The organism is Streptomyces sp. NBC_00273 (genome assembly GCF_036178145.1).
Classification (GTDB): Bacteria; Actinomycetota; Actinomycetes; order Streptomycetales; family Streptomycetaceae; genus Streptomyces.
Genome location: NZ_CP108067.1, coordinates 8254672 through 8270549, shown reverse-complemented (window position 1 = coordinate 8270549; position 15878 = coordinate 8254672). Strand labels below are relative to the sequence as shown.

12 protein-coding genes are annotated in these 15878 nt (G+C 73.5%); 7 read left to right on the top strand and 5 right to left on the bottom strand.

Annotated features, from left to right (window positions below; genetic code table 11):
* Positions 1 to 5: 5 nt before the first annotated feature.
* The 3 genes from OG386_RS36940 to OG386_RS36930 all read right to left on the bottom strand — a co-directional run bounded on the left by OG386_RS36940 (position 6) and on the right by OG386_RS36930 (position 4043).
* A complete protein-coding gene (locus OG386_RS36940; RefSeq protein WP_327386909.1) occupies positions 6 to 449 on the bottom strand; it encodes a roadblock/LC7 domain-containing protein in 444 nt (147 codons plus the stop codon).
* Positions 449 to 3025, bottom strand: coding sequence for a sensor histidine kinase (locus OG386_RS36935; protein ID WP_328791716.1), 2577 nt, complete (start codon positions 3023 to 3025; stop codon positions 449 to 451). The genes OG386_RS36940 and OG386_RS36935 overlap by 1 nt, the downstream gene beginning before the upstream one ends.
* 238 nt (positions 3026 to 3263) lie before the next feature.
* Positions 3264 to 4043: an MHYT domain-containing protein gene (locus OG386_RS36930; protein ID WP_328793492.1), complete on the bottom strand. Its 780-nt coding sequence runs from the start codon at positions 4041 to 4043 to the stop codon at positions 3264 to 3266.
* A 185-nt stretch (positions 4044 to 4228) separates the two neighbouring features.
* Between OG386_RS36930 and OG386_RS36925 the strand changes: the two genes are divergently transcribed.
* Positions 4229 to 4828, top strand: coding sequence for a class I SAM-dependent methyltransferase (locus tag OG386_RS36925; protein WP_328791715.1), 600 nt, complete (start codon positions 4229 to 4231; stop codon positions 4826 to 4828).
* 50 nt (positions 4829 to 4878) lie between these two features.
* Here the strand turns inward: OG386_RS36925 and OG386_RS36920 are convergent, their stop codons facing one another.
* Positions 4879 to 5793: an oxygenase MpaB family protein gene (locus OG386_RS36920; protein ID WP_328791714.1), complete on the bottom strand. Its 915-nt coding sequence runs from the start codon at positions 5791 to 5793 to the stop codon at positions 4879 to 4881.
* A 135-nt stretch (positions 5794 to 5928) separates the two neighbouring features.
* On the opposite strand from OG386_RS36920, the gene OG386_RS36915 reads away from it, so the two are divergent.
* Both OG386_RS36915 and OG386_RS36910 read left to right on the top strand, forming a co-directional pair.
* Positions 5929 to 6717 carry a hypothetical protein gene (locus OG386_RS36915; RefSeq protein ID WP_328791713.1) on the top strand — a complete coding sequence of 263 codons (789 nt, stop codon included), beginning with the start codon at positions 5929 to 5931 and terminating at the stop codon, positions 6715 to 6717.
* 268 nt (positions 6718 to 6985) lie between these two features.
* Positions 6986 to 7984, top strand: a complete 999-nt coding sequence (locus OG386_RS36910; RefSeq protein WP_328793491.1) for a polyprenyl synthetase family protein — start codon at positions 6986 to 6988, stop codon at positions 7982 to 7984.
* Positions 7985 to 8135: 151 nt separating this feature from the next.
* Here the strand turns inward: OG386_RS36910 and OG386_RS36905 are convergent, their stop codons facing one another.
* Positions 8136 to 8318: a hypothetical protein gene (locus OG386_RS36905; RefSeq protein WP_202202783.1), complete on the bottom strand. Its 183-nt coding sequence runs from the start codon at positions 8316 to 8318 to the stop codon at positions 8136 to 8138.
* Between the two features lie 185 nt (positions 8319 to 8503).
* Between OG386_RS36905 and OG386_RS36900 the strand changes: the two genes are divergently transcribed.
* The 4 genes from OG386_RS36900 (at position 8504) to exaC (ending at position 15867) form a co-directional block, all read left to right on the top strand.
* The gene (locus OG386_RS36900) at positions 8504 to 11530 is read left to right on the top strand and encodes a DEAD/DEAH box helicase (protein WP_328791712.1); all 3027 of its coding nucleotides are present in this window, start codon (positions 8504 to 8506) and stop codon (positions 11528 to 11530) included.
* A gap of 3 nt (positions 11531 to 11533) precedes the next feature.
* Positions 11534 to 12799: an SWIM zinc finger family protein gene (locus OG386_RS36895; protein ID WP_328791711.1), complete on the top strand. Its 1266-nt coding sequence runs from the start codon at positions 11534 to 11536 to the stop codon at positions 12797 to 12799.
* 182 nt (positions 12800 to 12981) lie between these two features.
* Entirely contained in the window at positions 12982 to 14289 is a 1308-nt protein-coding gene (locus OG386_RS36890) for a GAF domain-containing protein (protein WP_328791710.1), read from the top strand.
* A gap of 54 nt (positions 14290 to 14343) precedes the next feature.
* On the top strand, positions 14344 to 15867 hold the full coding sequence (gene exaC / locus OG386_RS36885; protein ID WP_328791709.1) for an acetaldehyde dehydrogenase ExaC: 1524 nt from the start codon (positions 14344 to 14346) through the stop codon (positions 15865 to 15867).
* The last annotated feature ends 11 nt before the right edge of the window (positions 15868 to 15878 follow it).

Sequence of the window (15878 nt, the reverse complement as noted above, 5' to 3'; positions counted from 1 at the left end):
CGCCCTCAGCCGGCGGCCGGCGGGCGCGCCGCGAACCGGGGCGGGGTGTAGAGGTGCTCACCGACCCGCTTCACCAGCCGGGCCATCTCGTAGGCGATCAGGCCGATATCGGCATTGGCGGCGCTGAGGACGGCCAGGCAGGAACCGTCGCCGGCGGCCGCGACGAAGAGGAAGCCCTCGTCCATCTCGACCATCGTCTGGCGCACGCCCCCGGCGTGGAAGTGCCGGCCCGCGCCCTTGGCCAGGCTGTGGAAGCCGGAGGCCACTGCGGCCAGGTGCTCGGCGTCCTCCCGGCTGAGCGCGCTGGAGGCGCCGACCGCCAGGCCGTCGTTGGAGAGGACCACGGCGTGCCTGACCTCGCGCACCCGGAGCACCAGGTCGTCGAGCAGCCAGTCCAGTTCGCCGGATCTGCGGCCGCCGTCGAGGTCGATCCTTTGGTGTTCGATCATCACACTTCTCCTTCGCTGCCTGCGTGAGGGGAGTTCTCCTGGGCGCCGCGGACCCAGCCGGCCCGGTAGGCCGCCATCCGGTCCCGGGCCTGCTCCGGGCTGCGGCCCGTCGGCTCCTCGGGCAGGCGTGATGCGGCCGGGGCCTTCGGGGCGGGGGCCTCCCGAAGCTGCGGGACGAGACTGGCCTGGCGCACCCGGCGCGGCAGCTCCGTCACCGAGGCCGCAGGGGCCGCGGCCGCCTGGGTACGGGCGTCCGCGCCGCCGGGGGCGCGCGGCCGGAGCGAAGCCACCGGGGCCGGGCGCGGCTCCTCGCGTACGGGGTCCGGTGCCGGGGCCGCAGCCGGGGACTGCGCGTCCTCCCGTACCACGGTCATGGCGGGTGGCTGTTCGGCCCCCGCGACCGCCTTCGGTACCGGGGAGGGGGAGGGGGACGGTGGCTCCGGGCGGGGCGCCGGGCCGGATTCCGGGGCCGAGCCGTGGGCGGACGCGGGGGCTGCAGCGGTAGCGGCGCCGGCGGGGGCTCCTGCCGTGATCGCGCCCTGGAGCATGGAGTTCGGCAGGAGCACCACCGCCGTGGTGCCGCCGTAGGGCGACGTGCGCAGGTGCACCTTCACTCCGTGGCGGGCCGAGAGGCGACTGACCACGAAGAGCCCGAGCCGGTCGCTGTCGAAGAGATCGAGGGACTCGGACTGCTCGATGCGGCGGTTTGCGTCGCCGAGGGATTCGGGGCCCATGCCGAGTCCGCGGTCCTCGACCTCCAGGACGTAGCCCGTACCGACGGGCTCGCCGCTGACCCGGACCTTGGTGTGCGGCGGGGAGAACTGGGCCGCGTTCTCGATGAGTTCGGCGAGCAGGTGGGTGAGGTCGGCGACGGCGCCCCCGACGACGGCGGCTTCCGCGAGCTGCCGGACCTCGATCCGCGGATAGTCCTCGATCTCGGAGACGGCGGCCCGCACGACGTTCGTGAGGGGGACCGGCATCCGCCAGGCCCGGCCCGGGGCGGCACCCGAGAGGATGATCAGGCTTTCCGCGTGCCGGCGCATCCGGGTGGTCAGGTGATCGAGGCGGAAAAGGTCACCGAGTTCGTTCGGGTCGTCGGCGCGCCGCTCCATCGAGTCGAGCAGGGTGAGCTGCCTGTGTACGAGGACCTGGCTGCGGCGGGCGAGGTTGACGAAGACGCCGGAGATCCCGTCGGCGAGTTCCGCCCGTTCGACGGCGGCGCTGAGCGCGGCCCGGTGGACGGTGCCGAGCGCCTCGCCGACCTGGGTGATCTCGTCCTCGGCCGGCGGCCCGGGCGGGGTCTCGGCGGCGACGTCGATCTCCTGGCCGGCGCGCAACCGTTCCATCGCTTGCGGGAGTTTGCGGTGGGCGATCTCCAGGGCGGTGTTGCGCAGCGAGACGAGTTCGACGACCAGCGCCCGGCCGATCCGGACCGAGATGACGAGGGAGGCGGCGACGGCCGCCAGGCCCAGCAGCACGGCGGCCCCGGCCGGGGTCAGCGCCCCTTCGGTGAACGGGTCGGCCCGGTCGGCGGCCGCGGCCTGTGCGGCCGCCTCGACCTCCCTCATCGAGGAGGCGATGGCGTTGTGGGCGGCCTCCCATCCGGCGGGCACCCCGCGGCTCTCCTTGGAGGTGCCCGCGGCCAGCGCCCGGTCCTCGGCGCCGGTGAGGTCGGCGTAGGCGGCGCTCTTGGAGGCGGACTCCCAGACGGCCTGCTGGTCGGCGGGGAGGTCGCGGGCGGCAGCGTCGGTGAGCGCGCGGCGGGACTCGACGGCGCCGGTCAGCTGCCGAAGCGTTTCGGCCGTGCGCGGGCCGGGAGCGGCGAGCAGCGCGTCCTCCCGGGACAGCAGTTCCGCGGCGCGGGAGAACTCGAGCAGGACCCGGGCGTCGGGGCCGAGTTCGGCCTTCTCCCCGCCGGTCAGGGCGCCGCCGACGGCGAAGGCGGAGTCGACCACGCGGGTGTAGATGGTGTAGGCCGCCTCGGGGGTGGCCCGGCGGTCGGTGATGTCCTTGCGCGACGCGCCCAAGCCTTCGGCCGCGGCTACGAACGTCTCCAGCCGGACCACGATGTCGGATCGGTAGTCGCCGGAGTCGGCGACCGTGTGCTGGTCCCCGAGCCGCAACCGCTGCATGGCGGCGTCGGTCCGGCGGGCCTGCTGGTCCAGGGCGCCCGGGTCTGAGGCGGGGTCGGCGAGCAGACGGACGGCGGCGCGCCGTTCGGCCTGGAGTTCGGTGACGGCCGCGGCGACGGGCGTGCGTATCTCGGTGTCGACCTGGTGGACGCGGCTGAGCCGGGCCACGTCCTGGGCGGTGTTGACGGTGGCGAAGGCCCAGAGGGCGAGGAGCGAGACGACCGGGACCATCAGCAGCGAGACGATCTTCGCGCGGACGGTGGCGGGGCGCAGCCGCAACCGCGGCCGGGATCCGCTCGCGCGCGCGGCGGGCGGGTCGGGCCGCTGGCCCCGGAGCTCCGCCGGTTCCTCGGCCGGTGGCCCGGCGTGGGCCCGGCGGCCGCGTGCCGGGGGCGCGGGCATCCGCGGCGCCGCTGCTTCCGGTCTTCTGCGGGGTGTTCGCATGGGCTCCTCGTTCCGGGCGGTGCCTACGGGTGCGGTGTGGCGGGTGTGGGGCGAAGGGACGGGTGGAGCGGAGGGACGGGGTGGCGGGACAGGGGCGGCGGGACGGGGATGGTGGGACGGGGATGGTGGGACGGGTCGGGTGATGCTGAGGAGGGGTGATGCAGCAGTGGGGTGATGACCGGTACGCGGCGGTGCGGTGCCGCGGGGGCGGCCCGCTCCACGGGCCTCCGGTGCGCGGTCAGTGGGCGGTTGCGGTGTTCTCCCCCAGGTGCCGCGCCGACGCGGAGGCGGCGCGTTCGTCGACCGTCGGGGAGAGCGCGACGAAGGCTGCGGTGATGAACAGGTAGGAGCCCAGCCCGACGGCGAGCGGGAAGATGAACTGCATGGCCGTGGCGCCGGGCAGGGCCGCGTCCGAGGGGCTGACGCTGACGGCGACGGCCATCATCCCCGTGTAGTGCATGCTGCTGACGGCGGCGCCCATGACGAGCGAGGCGACGGCGACCGCCACGGGTGCCTTGATGTTGAGCGCGGCCCACAGGGCGGCGGTCGCCGCGATCACGGCGATGGCGACGGAGAGTGCGACGGCGAGCGGATCGTAGGAGACGTCGCCGTGCAGACGCAGGGCCGCCATGCCCAGGTAGTGCATGCTGGCGACGCCGAGTCCGGTCGTCAGGCCGCCCAGTACGAGGGACCGGCCGCGCTCCTTGCCGTACCCCACGGCGAAGACTCCGGCGCCGACGACCAGCACGGCGACGAGCAGGCTGAGGATCGTGAGGGGCACGTCGTAGTGGATCTCGGTTCCCGTGACCTCGAAGCCGAGCATCGCGACGAAGTGCATGGTCCAGATGCCGGTGCCGATGGCGGAGGCCGCGGTGAGGAGCCAGTTGCGGCGGGAGGCTCCGGTCGTGGCGAGAGCCCGGACGGTGCAGCGCAGCCCGAGGGCGGCGCCGATCGATGCCATCACGTATGACAGCGCGGGTGTCAGCCACCCGTAGGCGGCGTGGTCCAGATGTCCCAGGTGTCCCATGGCCACGGGACGCTAGTCCGGGTGAGGGCGCGAACAGGGGGCGCATTTCGAAAGCAGCTGGAACTGCTGGAATATGACAGAGCTACGTTCGTCTTCGATCACACCACGTGCCAGCTTGCGCACGGTCCGCAGGCGCGCGGGCACGCGGGCCGGCGCCCGTGGGGGATCATGGGCGCATGAGCGAAGACCACACACACGTGCAGGAGTTCTTCGGGGCACGTGCGGCCGACTGGGACCGCAAGTTTCCCGGGGACGGGCCCGCGTTCACCACCGCCGTGACCGAGTTCGGACTGCGGCCCGGGGACCGCGTGCTCGACGCGGGCTGCGGCACCGGACGGGCCATGACCGCTCTGCGGTCCGCCGTCGGACCGTCCGGGACCGTGCTCGGCGTGGACCTCACCCCGCAGATGTTGGCCGCCGCGCGGCGGGCGGGGCGGGACGCCGAGGGCGCCCTGCTGCTCGCCGACGTGGCCCGGCTGCCGCTGCGCGACGAGGTGCTCGACGCGGTGTTCGCCGCCGGACTCATCGCCCACCTGCCCGACCCGAGGGCGAACCTGCGCGAGCTCGCCCGGGTGGTCCGTCCCGGTGGCGGGCTCGCACTCTTCCACCCGATCGGGCGAGCGGCCCTCGCCGCGCGTCACGGCCGCGAGCTGACCCCGGAGGACATGCGGGCCGAGCACAACCTCGGCCCGCTGCTGACCGGTTCGGGCTGGAACATGGTCTCGTACGCCGATGACGACGACCGTTTCCTGGTGCTGGCCGTACGGCGCCCCTGAAGACGTTCGTACGTCGACCGCGCGCCCGGGGTCCGCGGAGGTGCCCGGGATCAGGCCGGAGGCTGGGCCTCGGCTCCGGCGGGCCGGCGGGGATGCGGAACGGGGCAGCCGCCCGAGCCGGGCACGGGGAACGTGCCGAGCTCACCCACGTCGTAGCCGTCCGGATAGCTCTTGATCTCCGGGTTCTGGCGGGCGTAGTGGGGGGCTCGACGCGGGGGCAGGAGCCGTACTGCGCGGCCGCGCAGCCACAGGGCGCCCTGGACGAGGCGCCGGACCGGGGCGCGCGGGGTCTCGTACCGGAAGGCGTCCAACAGCGAGTCGTCCAGGAGGGCGAAGCTCGCGCGCCGCACGGCGGGGGCGACCGGCGCCGGGTACCAGGAGGCCATGAGGTCGAGGGTGGAGTCGGCGACCTTGCGGGCACCTTCGTCCCAACCGAAATGGGCCTCTTCGTAGGCGTCGAGGGTGGTTTCGAACTCCTCGTAGGAGCCCGGGATGTCCGTGATGCCCAGATGGCGGCCGAGGGTGGCGTAATAGTTCGCGCAGGCCCGGCGCTCGTGGTGGGTCAGCGGACGCCAGCCGTAGGCGTCCAGCCAGCGCGCCGGAATCACCACGAAGGTGCACAGGACGTACCGCATGTCCTCGTTGGAGATGTCGTAGCTGCGGTGCATCTGGTTGACACGGCGGATGGCGGTGCGCGCGGTGTCGCTCTCGAAGCCGTGCTCGACGACCGCGTCCAGGAGCAGTGCGGTGTCGTCGTAGCGCTTCTGGGTCCGGTCGGTGAACTCGGCCGTCTCGGCCAGCAGGCCACCGATGCTCGGGACGGCATATGTCCGGAACAGGGCGAGTTCCAGGGCGCGGGTGAAGTCCCAGGGGAACTCATAGGTGGCGGTGAGCCGGTAGATGGCGAGGAAATCCTTGTCGGGATCGAGACGGAGGATCTCCCTCAGCCGATCGTAACGCTGCACCGGGTGTCCCTTTCTGTTGCGGGTTCCCAACTCTACGTGCAGGTAGCAGCCTTGGAAATCGTGTCCCGCAAGCTCTCGACGGGCGGGTTACCCGCTGGTTAAGGTGCGCCGACGAGAGAGCTACCAGGAGGCCAGGTGTCCGACGACGAGGGTGGCGGCTCGCTGTACGTGCTGACCGCTGTGCTGCTGACCCCGGCACAGTTCCCCAGCATCCTGGGCGACGACTTCCCCGAGGCCTGCTCCCTGCTGGGCGTGGCGCCGAACGGGGAGGGGTACGGGCTGGTGCTCGGCCAGGACGAGGAGGGCGCGCGCTGGACGGTCGTCGTGGACGACGTCTCGCTCGTCGCAACGGCCATCGCCTCCTGGGACTGCGGGATGGAGTACGACCTGTCCCCCGACGAGCGGACGATCGTGGTCTCGCTGGCGGGCTGGCCGCTGGAGCTGTCGGTGGCCGCGTCGGGAATCCCGGAGCCGCACGATCCCGAGCAAGGAGCGGACGGTACGGGACGGGTCCCGCTCGCCCCGCCCTCGGCGGACGCATGGGGTCCGGTGCAGCGACGGATGGGCGCGGACCAGATCGCGCGGGAGTGGACGGACTGGCGGGAGCGCGTGGCCACGGACGGCGGGGCGGCTGCCGCCGCACATCCCGGGCTCGCACGGGCACTGGAGGAGGCGGTGGCGTACACGAAGACCCCACCACCGCCCGGCCGGGTGCGGTCCTCGTTCGCCGGCGAGGGGGCTCGGACGCTGCGGGTGGACGGGCCCGGCTGGTCGCTCGTGGCACGTACCGGCGAGGCGGCCTTCGTCCTGCTGGACGAGGAGCCGAGCGAGGTGCTCACGGTCCCCCACGAAGGGGACGCGAACCAGTTGGACCTGCCGGACCTGCTGACGGCGCTCGACCGCATCGCGGTCCGCCCGTCGTGAACACGAGCCGGAGCGGGCAACGGCGGTGACGGCAGCGGGAGCGGGAGCGGCAGCCCGGTGTACGGCCCATACCGGGCGGTCCGTCGGCGGCCGACCTCCGGGCGAGGACCGTCACCGCCCGTCGCGACCGAAAAGAACCGGCCACAGGGGCCGGAAATCGCTCTGGATCCCCCTCCTCCGGAATGATCGAATCGGCCAGTCAAGCGGCTCAAAGGCGCGTACCTCGCGCCTGCGGCCCATTCCACGACGGAGGCCATTCTTGAATTCCATGTCCTACCTGGACCTGCACCGGGAAGTCTCGCAGGACATCGACGCGGAGATCGACACCGCGCTGGAGCGGCTCGGCCCACTGGCGAGCACGACCAGGAACTCAGTGGCCAAGCTCTTGGAGCACCGCAAACTGAGACATCCCCTCTCGGTGCTGCCGCTCCTCACGCACGCCATAGAGACCGGCAATCCGAGGCCGGCCATTCCACTGTCCGCCGTCCACCTGCTGTGGTGGACCTCGGCCTGCTATCTCGACGACCTGGCGGACGCCAACGGCGCCTCCATCTCCGGCGAGCTCACCGAGAACGAAGCGCTGCTCGCATCCGTCATCACGGGGAACTCGCTCCCCATCCAGATCCTCCTCTCGCAGGACCTCCCGGAGTCGTCGCGCAGCGCGCTGATAACCGAGATCCTGAACGGCTGGATCATCGGCGTCGACGGCCAGATCGACGACATGCGCGGGGACATCTGCACCGCCTCGCGGAAATCGGTGGTCGAGACGTACCGCGGCAAATCGGGTGCGCCCTTCGGAATGATCACGGCAATGGCCGCGATATTCTCCGGAACAACGGCCGAGAGGGTGGAGCTGTGGCGTGAATTCGGCTACGTCTTCGGCATCCTTTGGCAAATATTCAACGACCAGGAAGACATCCTGTCCGGCCGCAACGAGGACCTGCTCAACGGTACGGTCACCTATCTCCTCGCCTCCGTCATCGAGGACGCCTCGCCCGATTCCCGGGAGCACGTCCTGGGCCTGTGCGCCGCCGCCGGACGCTCGCATCAGGCCAGAGCGGAACTGGAGGCACTGCTGCGGACGCCCACTGCTCTCGACCGGTACCGGGCGGAGATCGACGCGTTCCGCGCCGAGGGGTACCGGATCCTGGACGAACTGGGCGGCGACGAGACCTACTTGCCGGTGCTCCGACACCTCGTGGACCACGCGTCCCAGATGCTGCTCGAAGCGGACCTCGCCCCGGCCGTCGTGAGCGGCGCCGCCTGACCCGGCCGCCGCCCGGGCGGGCCGCACCCTTCGGGCGTCACCGCCACCGGGCGGGTACGCATCCGATTCCCGCCCCGCGGCCGTGTCCGCCGGGCTCCGCACCGAAGCCGGAGCCCGGCCGCCCTGCCGGATCAGCGCGCGGCGGCCGCGCTCAGCGGCCGATCTGCTTCCTGGATATGCCCCGCAGACGACGCCGCTGGGAGGAGTCCAGCAGGAGGTACGCGGCGACCGGCACGCCGATCAGGACCAGCAGCCCCGCCCAGAACCCCACGGTCCAGAACAGCACGATGGCTGCCACGACTCCGGCAACCGCGATCTTTCCGCTCGTGGACATCTGCGGACACCTCCTCCTGCCGTCGACCACTACTACCCCGCTCAACGTGCCGTCGCGACCGCGCGTTCCCCGACACCCGAACGGTCTCAGAAGTGACCCGGGTCAAGGTCGCACCCCCGTCGTCGGACACCCCCGATGGGGTAACCTCGGCCACCCCGTACCCGGTAGTCAAACTTGAGGAATGCGTGCTCTTCGAGATCTCCGACCTCATCCACCACCACTCCGCCGCCTTCCTTCCCGCCGACCCGCCGCGCGGCGGCCGGATCGCCCTCTGGCGGACCGACGGCGCGTCGCCTGCCGCCCCTGCCGGGGTCGACGCCGATGCCGATGCCGATGCCCCATCCCGCGACGGCGGCTCGGAGGAGCTCGCGGTCATCACCCCCGACCTCCGCCGGGCCACCGTGGTCGCGCGCGTCCTGTCCGTGGACGAAGCCCTGCCCCTGCTCACGCGCGCCCGGTCCGCGGCAGCCGAGGCGGGGCCCGGCGACCCGCCCGACGGAACCAGCGACTCCGCCACGGCGTTCTGGGGCGCCGCCGCGCTGCTCGCCCTGCGCTTCGCCGCGCGCGGGCAGCTCCTGCCCGGGCTGAGCCCCGCCGGCCACGACGCGTGGCGGATCGGGCCGCTGGGGGCCGCCGACCTCGACGAGGTCCGGCAACTGGCCGCCGCCATGCCGCCCGCCGCCCGTTGCGTGCCGCTGAACGCCGACGGGCCGCCCCGGCTGCCCTCGCCGGAACCGCTGCTGCGGGCCTTCCTCGACGCCGTCGCCGACGCCCTCCCGCGCTCCCCCGCCGCCCCCGCGGCCGCCGGTGGCCCCGCCTACGCCGACCGCCCGCCGCAGCTCCACCCCGAGCTGCGCGAATGGGCCGCCGAGGTGGCCGCCGGCCATGACGCCGGAGTCCGGATCTCCCTGCGGATCGAACTCGACGGGGGCCTCGACAGGGGCCTCGACGGGGTCCCCGACCCCGCCGCGGTGCAGCGCCCCGAAGCCGGCCCCGGCTTCCGGGCCGTCCTGCAGATGCACAGCCTGTCCGACGCCGCCCTCGTCGCCGATGCCGCCGACGTCTGGGCCGGATCCGGTGCCGCCGCGACCGCCTTCCCCCCGAGCGCCCGGTTGGACGCCCTCCGCGCCCTGCGGCGCGCCTCCCGACTGTGGCCCCCGCTCACCCCCCTGCTAGGCGCGGCCGTCCCGGACGCGGTCGAACTCGCCGACGAGGAGGTCACGGAGCTGCTCGGCGAAGCCGCCACCGCCCTGGCCGCCGACGGGGTCCAGGTGCACTGGCCGCGCGGGCTCCTGCGCGACCTGAACGCCCGAGCCGTCCTCGGCTCCCCCGACGACACCACCGCGAGCACCCGCCCCTCCGGTCTGCTCTCCCCCGGCGCCCTGCTCTCCTTCAGCTGGCGCCACGCCCTCGGCGACCAGGACGATCTCACCCGCGCCGAACTCGACCGTCTCGCCGAAGCGAAGCGCCCCCTGGTCCGGCTGCGCGACCAATGGGTCCTGGTCGACCCCGCCGAGGCCCGCCGGGCCGTCGCCCGCCAGGACCGTGAGATCGCGGCCGCGGACGCGCTGGCCGCCGTACTCACCGGGTCGGCGGAGATCGACGGCAAGCGGGTGGACGTAGAGGCCGCCGGTCCGCTGGAGGGGCTGCGCGCGCGCCTCACCACCGGCGCGCAGGAGGCCCCGACGGCACCCGGGGCTCCCGACGCCCTCGGCGCGCCGCCGGAGCTGCGGGCCACCCTGCGCGACTACCAGCTGCGCGGTCTGCGCTGGCTGGACCGGATGACCTCGCTCGGCCTCGGCGCCTGCCTCGCCGACGACATGGGCCTCGGCAAGACCGTCACCCTCATCGCGCTCCACCTGCACCGCAACCGACCCCCGGCTCCCGGCACCAACCCCGCCACCGTCACCGCCACCGCCGGACCGACCCTGGTGGTGTGCCCGGCCTCGCTGCTGGGCAACTGGCAGCGGGAGATCGACAAGTTCGCCCCCGGCACCCCCGTACGCCGCTTCCACGGCCCGGACCGCAGCCTCGCCGGGCTCACCGGACTGACCGGCGGGTTCGTCCTCACCACCTACGGCACCATGCGCCTGCACGCGCCCGAACTCGCCGCCACCCGCTGGGGCATGGTCGTGGCCGACGAGGCCCAGCACGTCAAGAACCCGCGTTCGGCCACCGCCAAGGCCCTGCGCACCATCCCGGCCCCGGCCCGCGTGGCCCTGACCGGCACCCCCGTCGAGAACGACCTCGCCGAGCTGTGGGCCGTCCTCGACTGGACCACACCCGGGCTCCTCGGCCGCCTCGGCACCTTCCGGTCCCGCTACGCCGACCCCGTCGAGAGCGGCCGCGACCCGCAGGCCGCCGCCCGGCTCTCCGCGCTCGTCCGACCGTTCCTGCTGCGCCGCAAGAAGTCCGACCCCGGCATCGCGCCCGAGCTGCCGCCCAAGACCGAGACCGACCACACCGTCACCCTCAGCCGCGAACAGACCTCGCTCTACGAGGCGGTCGTACGCGAAACCCTCGCCGCGATCTCGGAGGCGGACGGGATGGAACGGCGCGGTCTGGTGGTCAAGCTGCTGACCTCCCTCAAGCAGATCTGCAACCATCCGGCCCATTACCTGCGGGAGCACGGCCCGGCGGAACGCGGCGCCAAGGAGGCCGGTGACGGCGGCGCCCGCTCCGGAAAGCTGGAGCTGCTCGACGAACTCCTCGACACGATCCTGGCCGAGGGCGGCTCGGTGCTGGTCTTCACCCAGTACGTGGCGATGGCCAGGATCCTGGAGAAGCACCTGGCCGCCCGCGGGATCGCCTCGCAGTTCCTGCACGGCGGGACGCCGGTGCCGCGCCGCGAGGAGCTCGTCGACCGTTTCCAGGCGGGCGAGGTCCCCGTCTTCCTGCTGTCCTTGAAGGCGGCGGGCACCGGGCTGAACCTCACCCGGGCCGGGCACGTCATCCACTTCGACCGTTGGTGGAACCCGGCCGTCGAGGAACAGGCCACCGACCGCGCCTACCGCATCGGCCAGACCCAGCCCGTACAGGTCCACCGGATCATCGCCGAAGGCACCGTAGAGGACCGGATCGCCGAGATGCTGGCGCGCAAACGCGCCCTGGCCGACGCCGTCCTCGCGGGCGGCGGGGGCGCGCTGACCGAACTGACCGATGCCGAACTGGCCGAGCTCGTGGCGCTGCGCCCGACCGCGCGCGGGGAGTGAGCGATGAACACCCGAGACCCCTACGAGAAGACCTTCCCGGTCGTGCCGCCCACCCACGGCCGCGCGTTCGCCGACACCTGGTGGGGCCATGCCTGGCTGCGCGCCCTGGAGGACAGCGCGCTGGACGGGAAGCACGTCAAGCAGGGTCGCCGGTACGCGCGCGCGGGCGCCGTCGGCGCGGTGTCGGTGCGCCCCGGCGGGCTCACCGCGGTGGTGCGCGATCCGGACGGGTCGGCGCACCGGACGGACGTGCTGGTGCAGGAGTTCACGGAAGCGGAATGGGATCGCCTGCTGGATCTGGCCGCCGCGGAGGCCGGGCACATCGCGGCGCTGCTCGACCGGGAAGTGCCGCCGGAACTCGCCGAGGACGCGGCCGCGGCCGGGGTGGAGCTGCTGCCTGGCATAGGGGACCTCGACCCGCGCTGCGACTGCGGCGAGTGGGACCACTGCCCGCACACGGCCGCACTCTGCTACCAGGTGGCCCGGCTGCTGGACCAGGACCCGTTCGTGCTGCTGCTCCTGCGGGGCCGGGGCGAGCGCGAGCTGGTGGACGAACTGGCGGAGCGGAGCACGGCGGAGGCGAAAGCTGACGCAGACGCTCCGCAGGCGCCCGCCGACGAGGGGGTCCCGGCGGCGGAGGTCTTCGCGGCGGGCGCTGCCCGTCCTGCCCTGCCCCCACTGCCGGGGCTGCCACGGGCGCCGGGCCATCCCCCGACCCTGGACACGGAGACCGAAGCGGAAACGGGACTCGACGTGGACGCGGTGGAGTTCCTGGCACGGGCGGCCGCGACCGAGGCCCATCGGCGGCTCGCGGAGGCGCTGGCTCCGGGACACGCCGACCGTGCCCCGGCGGCCCCGCTCACGCGCGCCGAAGACGCCGTACGACTCGCCGCGGAGACCGGTGACTTCCGGGTCCGCTCCCGCCTGGCGGCGGCTACCGGGCGCAGCCGGGCCGAGATGGAACTGGCCGTACGCGCCTGGGGCTTCGGCGCGGCCCCGGGTCTGGCGGCGCTGGAGGACGACTGGACGCCGGGCCGGAGCGAACTGGCCCGTGCCGGATCGGCCCTGGCCTCAGCCTGGGCGGACGAGGAGGCTCCGGTGCTCCGCCGGGTCCGCGCCCGCTGGACGGAGGCGGGCACCGACCGCCAGCTCCGGCTGGGCCGGGAGGGGCGCTGGTGGCCGTACCGTCGCGCGGCGGGTCGGTGGATCCCGTCGGGGCCCTCCGCCCCGGACCCGGCCTCGGCGCTGGAGGCCGATCCCGCCCCATGAGGTTTCGGCCCGCGCTGGCCGCGTACCGCCGGCGCCCTGGCCGACGTACGGCTTGCCGGGACCCGGTACCGGGACGACGATGGGGACGCTCCGCAGCTCCGTAGCGCCGTAGCTCGGCAACTCCGCAGTTCGGCAACTCGGCAGCTGCGTTGCTCCGTACCGCGGCACCTCGGGAGGGTGACATGGGCGATCCGTCGGTGGCGCTGGCCGGCGGGGCCGATCCGGCCGCGCGCACGCGCGAACTGCGGCGGGCCCATGCCGCGTTCACCCGGGACGGGCGGGTCGAGGGCCCGGTCCGGGCGGTCATCGCACGATCCTGGCGGCGGTGCGCGCGGGCCCGGCTCAGCCCGGAGTGCGCACCCCGGGTGGAGCTCGCGGAGGCAGAGCTGCGCTCGTACCGCGAGGAGCACCCGCTGGCCCGGGTGATGCCGCTGTTCCGGGATCTCGTGGGGGCGTTCGCCGCGCACGGGGCGCATCTGCTGGCGGTGTGCGACGCACGGGGCAGCCTGCTGTGGGTGGAGGGCGAGCCGGGAACCCTGCGCAGGGCCGAGGGCCTCGGCTTCGTCCCGGGTGCGCGCTGGGCGGAGTCGGCGATGGGGACCAACGCGCCGGGGACGGCGGTCGCGACGGGCGAGCCCGTGCAGGTCTTCGGGGCCGAGCACTTCAGCCGCCGGGTGCACCCGTGGACCTGCGCGGCGGCCCCGGTGCGCGATCCGCGGACGGGCAGGCTGCTGGGCGCGGTGGACATCACCGGGGGCGACGGCCTGGCCCACCCGCACTCCCTCGGCTTCGTACGGGCGGTGGCCCGGGCGGCGGAAGCCCAGTTGACCCTGCTCGAACCGGATGCGCCGGCCGCCGGGGACACCCTCGCCGCCCTCGGCCGGGACGAGGCACTGCTGGTCACCGCCGGTCGCAAGTTCCGGCTCGGGCGGCGGCACAGTGAGATCATGGCGCTGCTCGCGCACCATCCCGAGGGCTTGTCCGGCGAGGAGCTGGCGATCGCCCTGTACGAGGACGAGTCGGTGTCACCGGTGACGTTGCGCGCAGAGATCTCCCGGCTGCGCGCCCTGCTGGGGCCGTCGGCGCCGCTTTCGCGCCCGTATCGCACGGCCGGTCCGTTGGGGGCGGATTTCACCCTCCTGACACGGCAGTTGGCCGCCGGGGCGGTGTCCGCGGCCCTCCACCACTACCCCGGCCCCCTGCTGCCGGGCTCCACCGCGCCGGGCATCGTCCGGCTGCGGCGCCGGATCGAGGACCAGGCGCGGGCGGCCGTGATCGCGCGGGCGGATACCGGGCTGCTGACCGACTGGGTGTGCAGCCCGTGGGGCGCGGACGACCCGCAGGCGTGGCGGGCGCTGGCGGCCGCGCTGCCCCCGGAGCGCCGACCGGCCGCGCTGGCCCGCGTGCACGCCCTGGACCGGGAGCTCGGCGCGCGCCCTGACCCCGGCGGACGGCGGCGTGCAACGTATCCGCAACCTGCCCGCTCCTAGCCTCGGCCCGAGCGCTGTCCGACGGCGGCCGGCGCCCGGCAAGGGGAGGACACCATGGCCCGCTACGCTGCGCCCGGTACCGAGGGGGCGCTCATGTCGTACGCGTCCCGCTACGACCACTTCATCGGCGGCGAGTACGTTCCGCCCGCCCGCGGCCGGTACTTCGAGAACCCCTCCCCCGTCAACGGCCAGGTCTTCACGGAGGTCGCCCGGGGCACGGCCGAGGACGTGGAGCGGGCGCTGGACGCGGCCCACGCGGCGGCGCCCGCGTGGGGGCGTACGTCGGTCACCGAGCGGGCGTCGATCCTGCTGCGCATCGCGGACCGGACGGAGCAGCACCTGGAGGCCCTCGCGGTCGCGGAGACCTGGGAGAACGGCAAGCCGGTGCGGGAGACCCTGGCGGCCGACCTGCCCCTGGCCGTCGACCAGTTCCGGTACTTCGCGGGAGCCCTGCGCGCGCAGGAGGGCGCGCTGAGCCAGATCGACGACGACACCGTCGCCTACCACTTCCACGAACCGCTGGGCGTGGTCGGACAGATCATCCCGTGGAACTTCCCGATCCTGATGGCGGTGTGGAAGCTGGCCCCGGCGCTGGCGGCCGGGAACACGGTGGTGCTGAAGCCGGCCGAGCAGACCCCGGTGTCGGTGCACTACTGGCTGGGCCTGGTGGCGGACCTGCTGCCGCCGGGCGTGGTCAACATCGTCAACGGCTTCGGGGAGGAGGCGGGCAAGCCGCTCGCGTCCAGCCCTCGGGTGGCGAAGATCGCCTTCACGGGGGAGACCGCCACCGGCCGGCTGATCATGCAGTACGCGGCCGAGCACCTGAAGCCGGTCACCCTGGAACTCGGCGGCAAGAGCCCGAACCTCTTCTTCGACGACATCTGGTCGACGGACGACGACCTGCGGGACAAGGCCCTGGAGGGCTTCACCATGTTCGCCCTCAACCAGGGCGAGGTGTGCACGAGCCCGTCGCGCGCGCTGATCGAGCAGGGCCGGTACGGGGACTTCCTCGACGCGGCGGTGGCCCGTACCGAACTGATCGTGCCGGGGCACCCCCTGGACACGGACACGATGATCGGGGCGCAGGCCTCGGAGGAGCAGCTGAAGAAGGTCCTGTCGTACGTGGAGATCGGCCAGCGGGAGGGCGCGAAGATCCTCACGGGCGGCGAGCGCCGGCACCTGGAAGGTGACCTTGCGGGTGGCTTCTACGTCCAACCGACCATCTTCGAGGGCGACAACCGGATGCGGATCTTCCAGGAGGAGATCTTCGGGCCGGTGGTGTCGGTGACCTCGTTCCAGGACTTCGACGACGCCCTACGGATCGCGAACGACACGGCCTACGGCCTGGGCGCGGGCGTCTGGACGCGGGACATCAACACCGCCTACCGCGCGGGCCGCGCGATCCAGGCGGGCCGCGTCTGGACGAACTGCTACCACGCCTACCCGGCACACGCCGCCTTCGGCGGATACAAGCAGTCGGGCATCGGCCGCGAGACCCACAAGATGATGCTGGAGCACTACCAGCAGACCAAAAACATGCTGGTCTCCTACTCGCCGAAGCGCCTCGGCTTCTTCTAGAGGCACGAGGA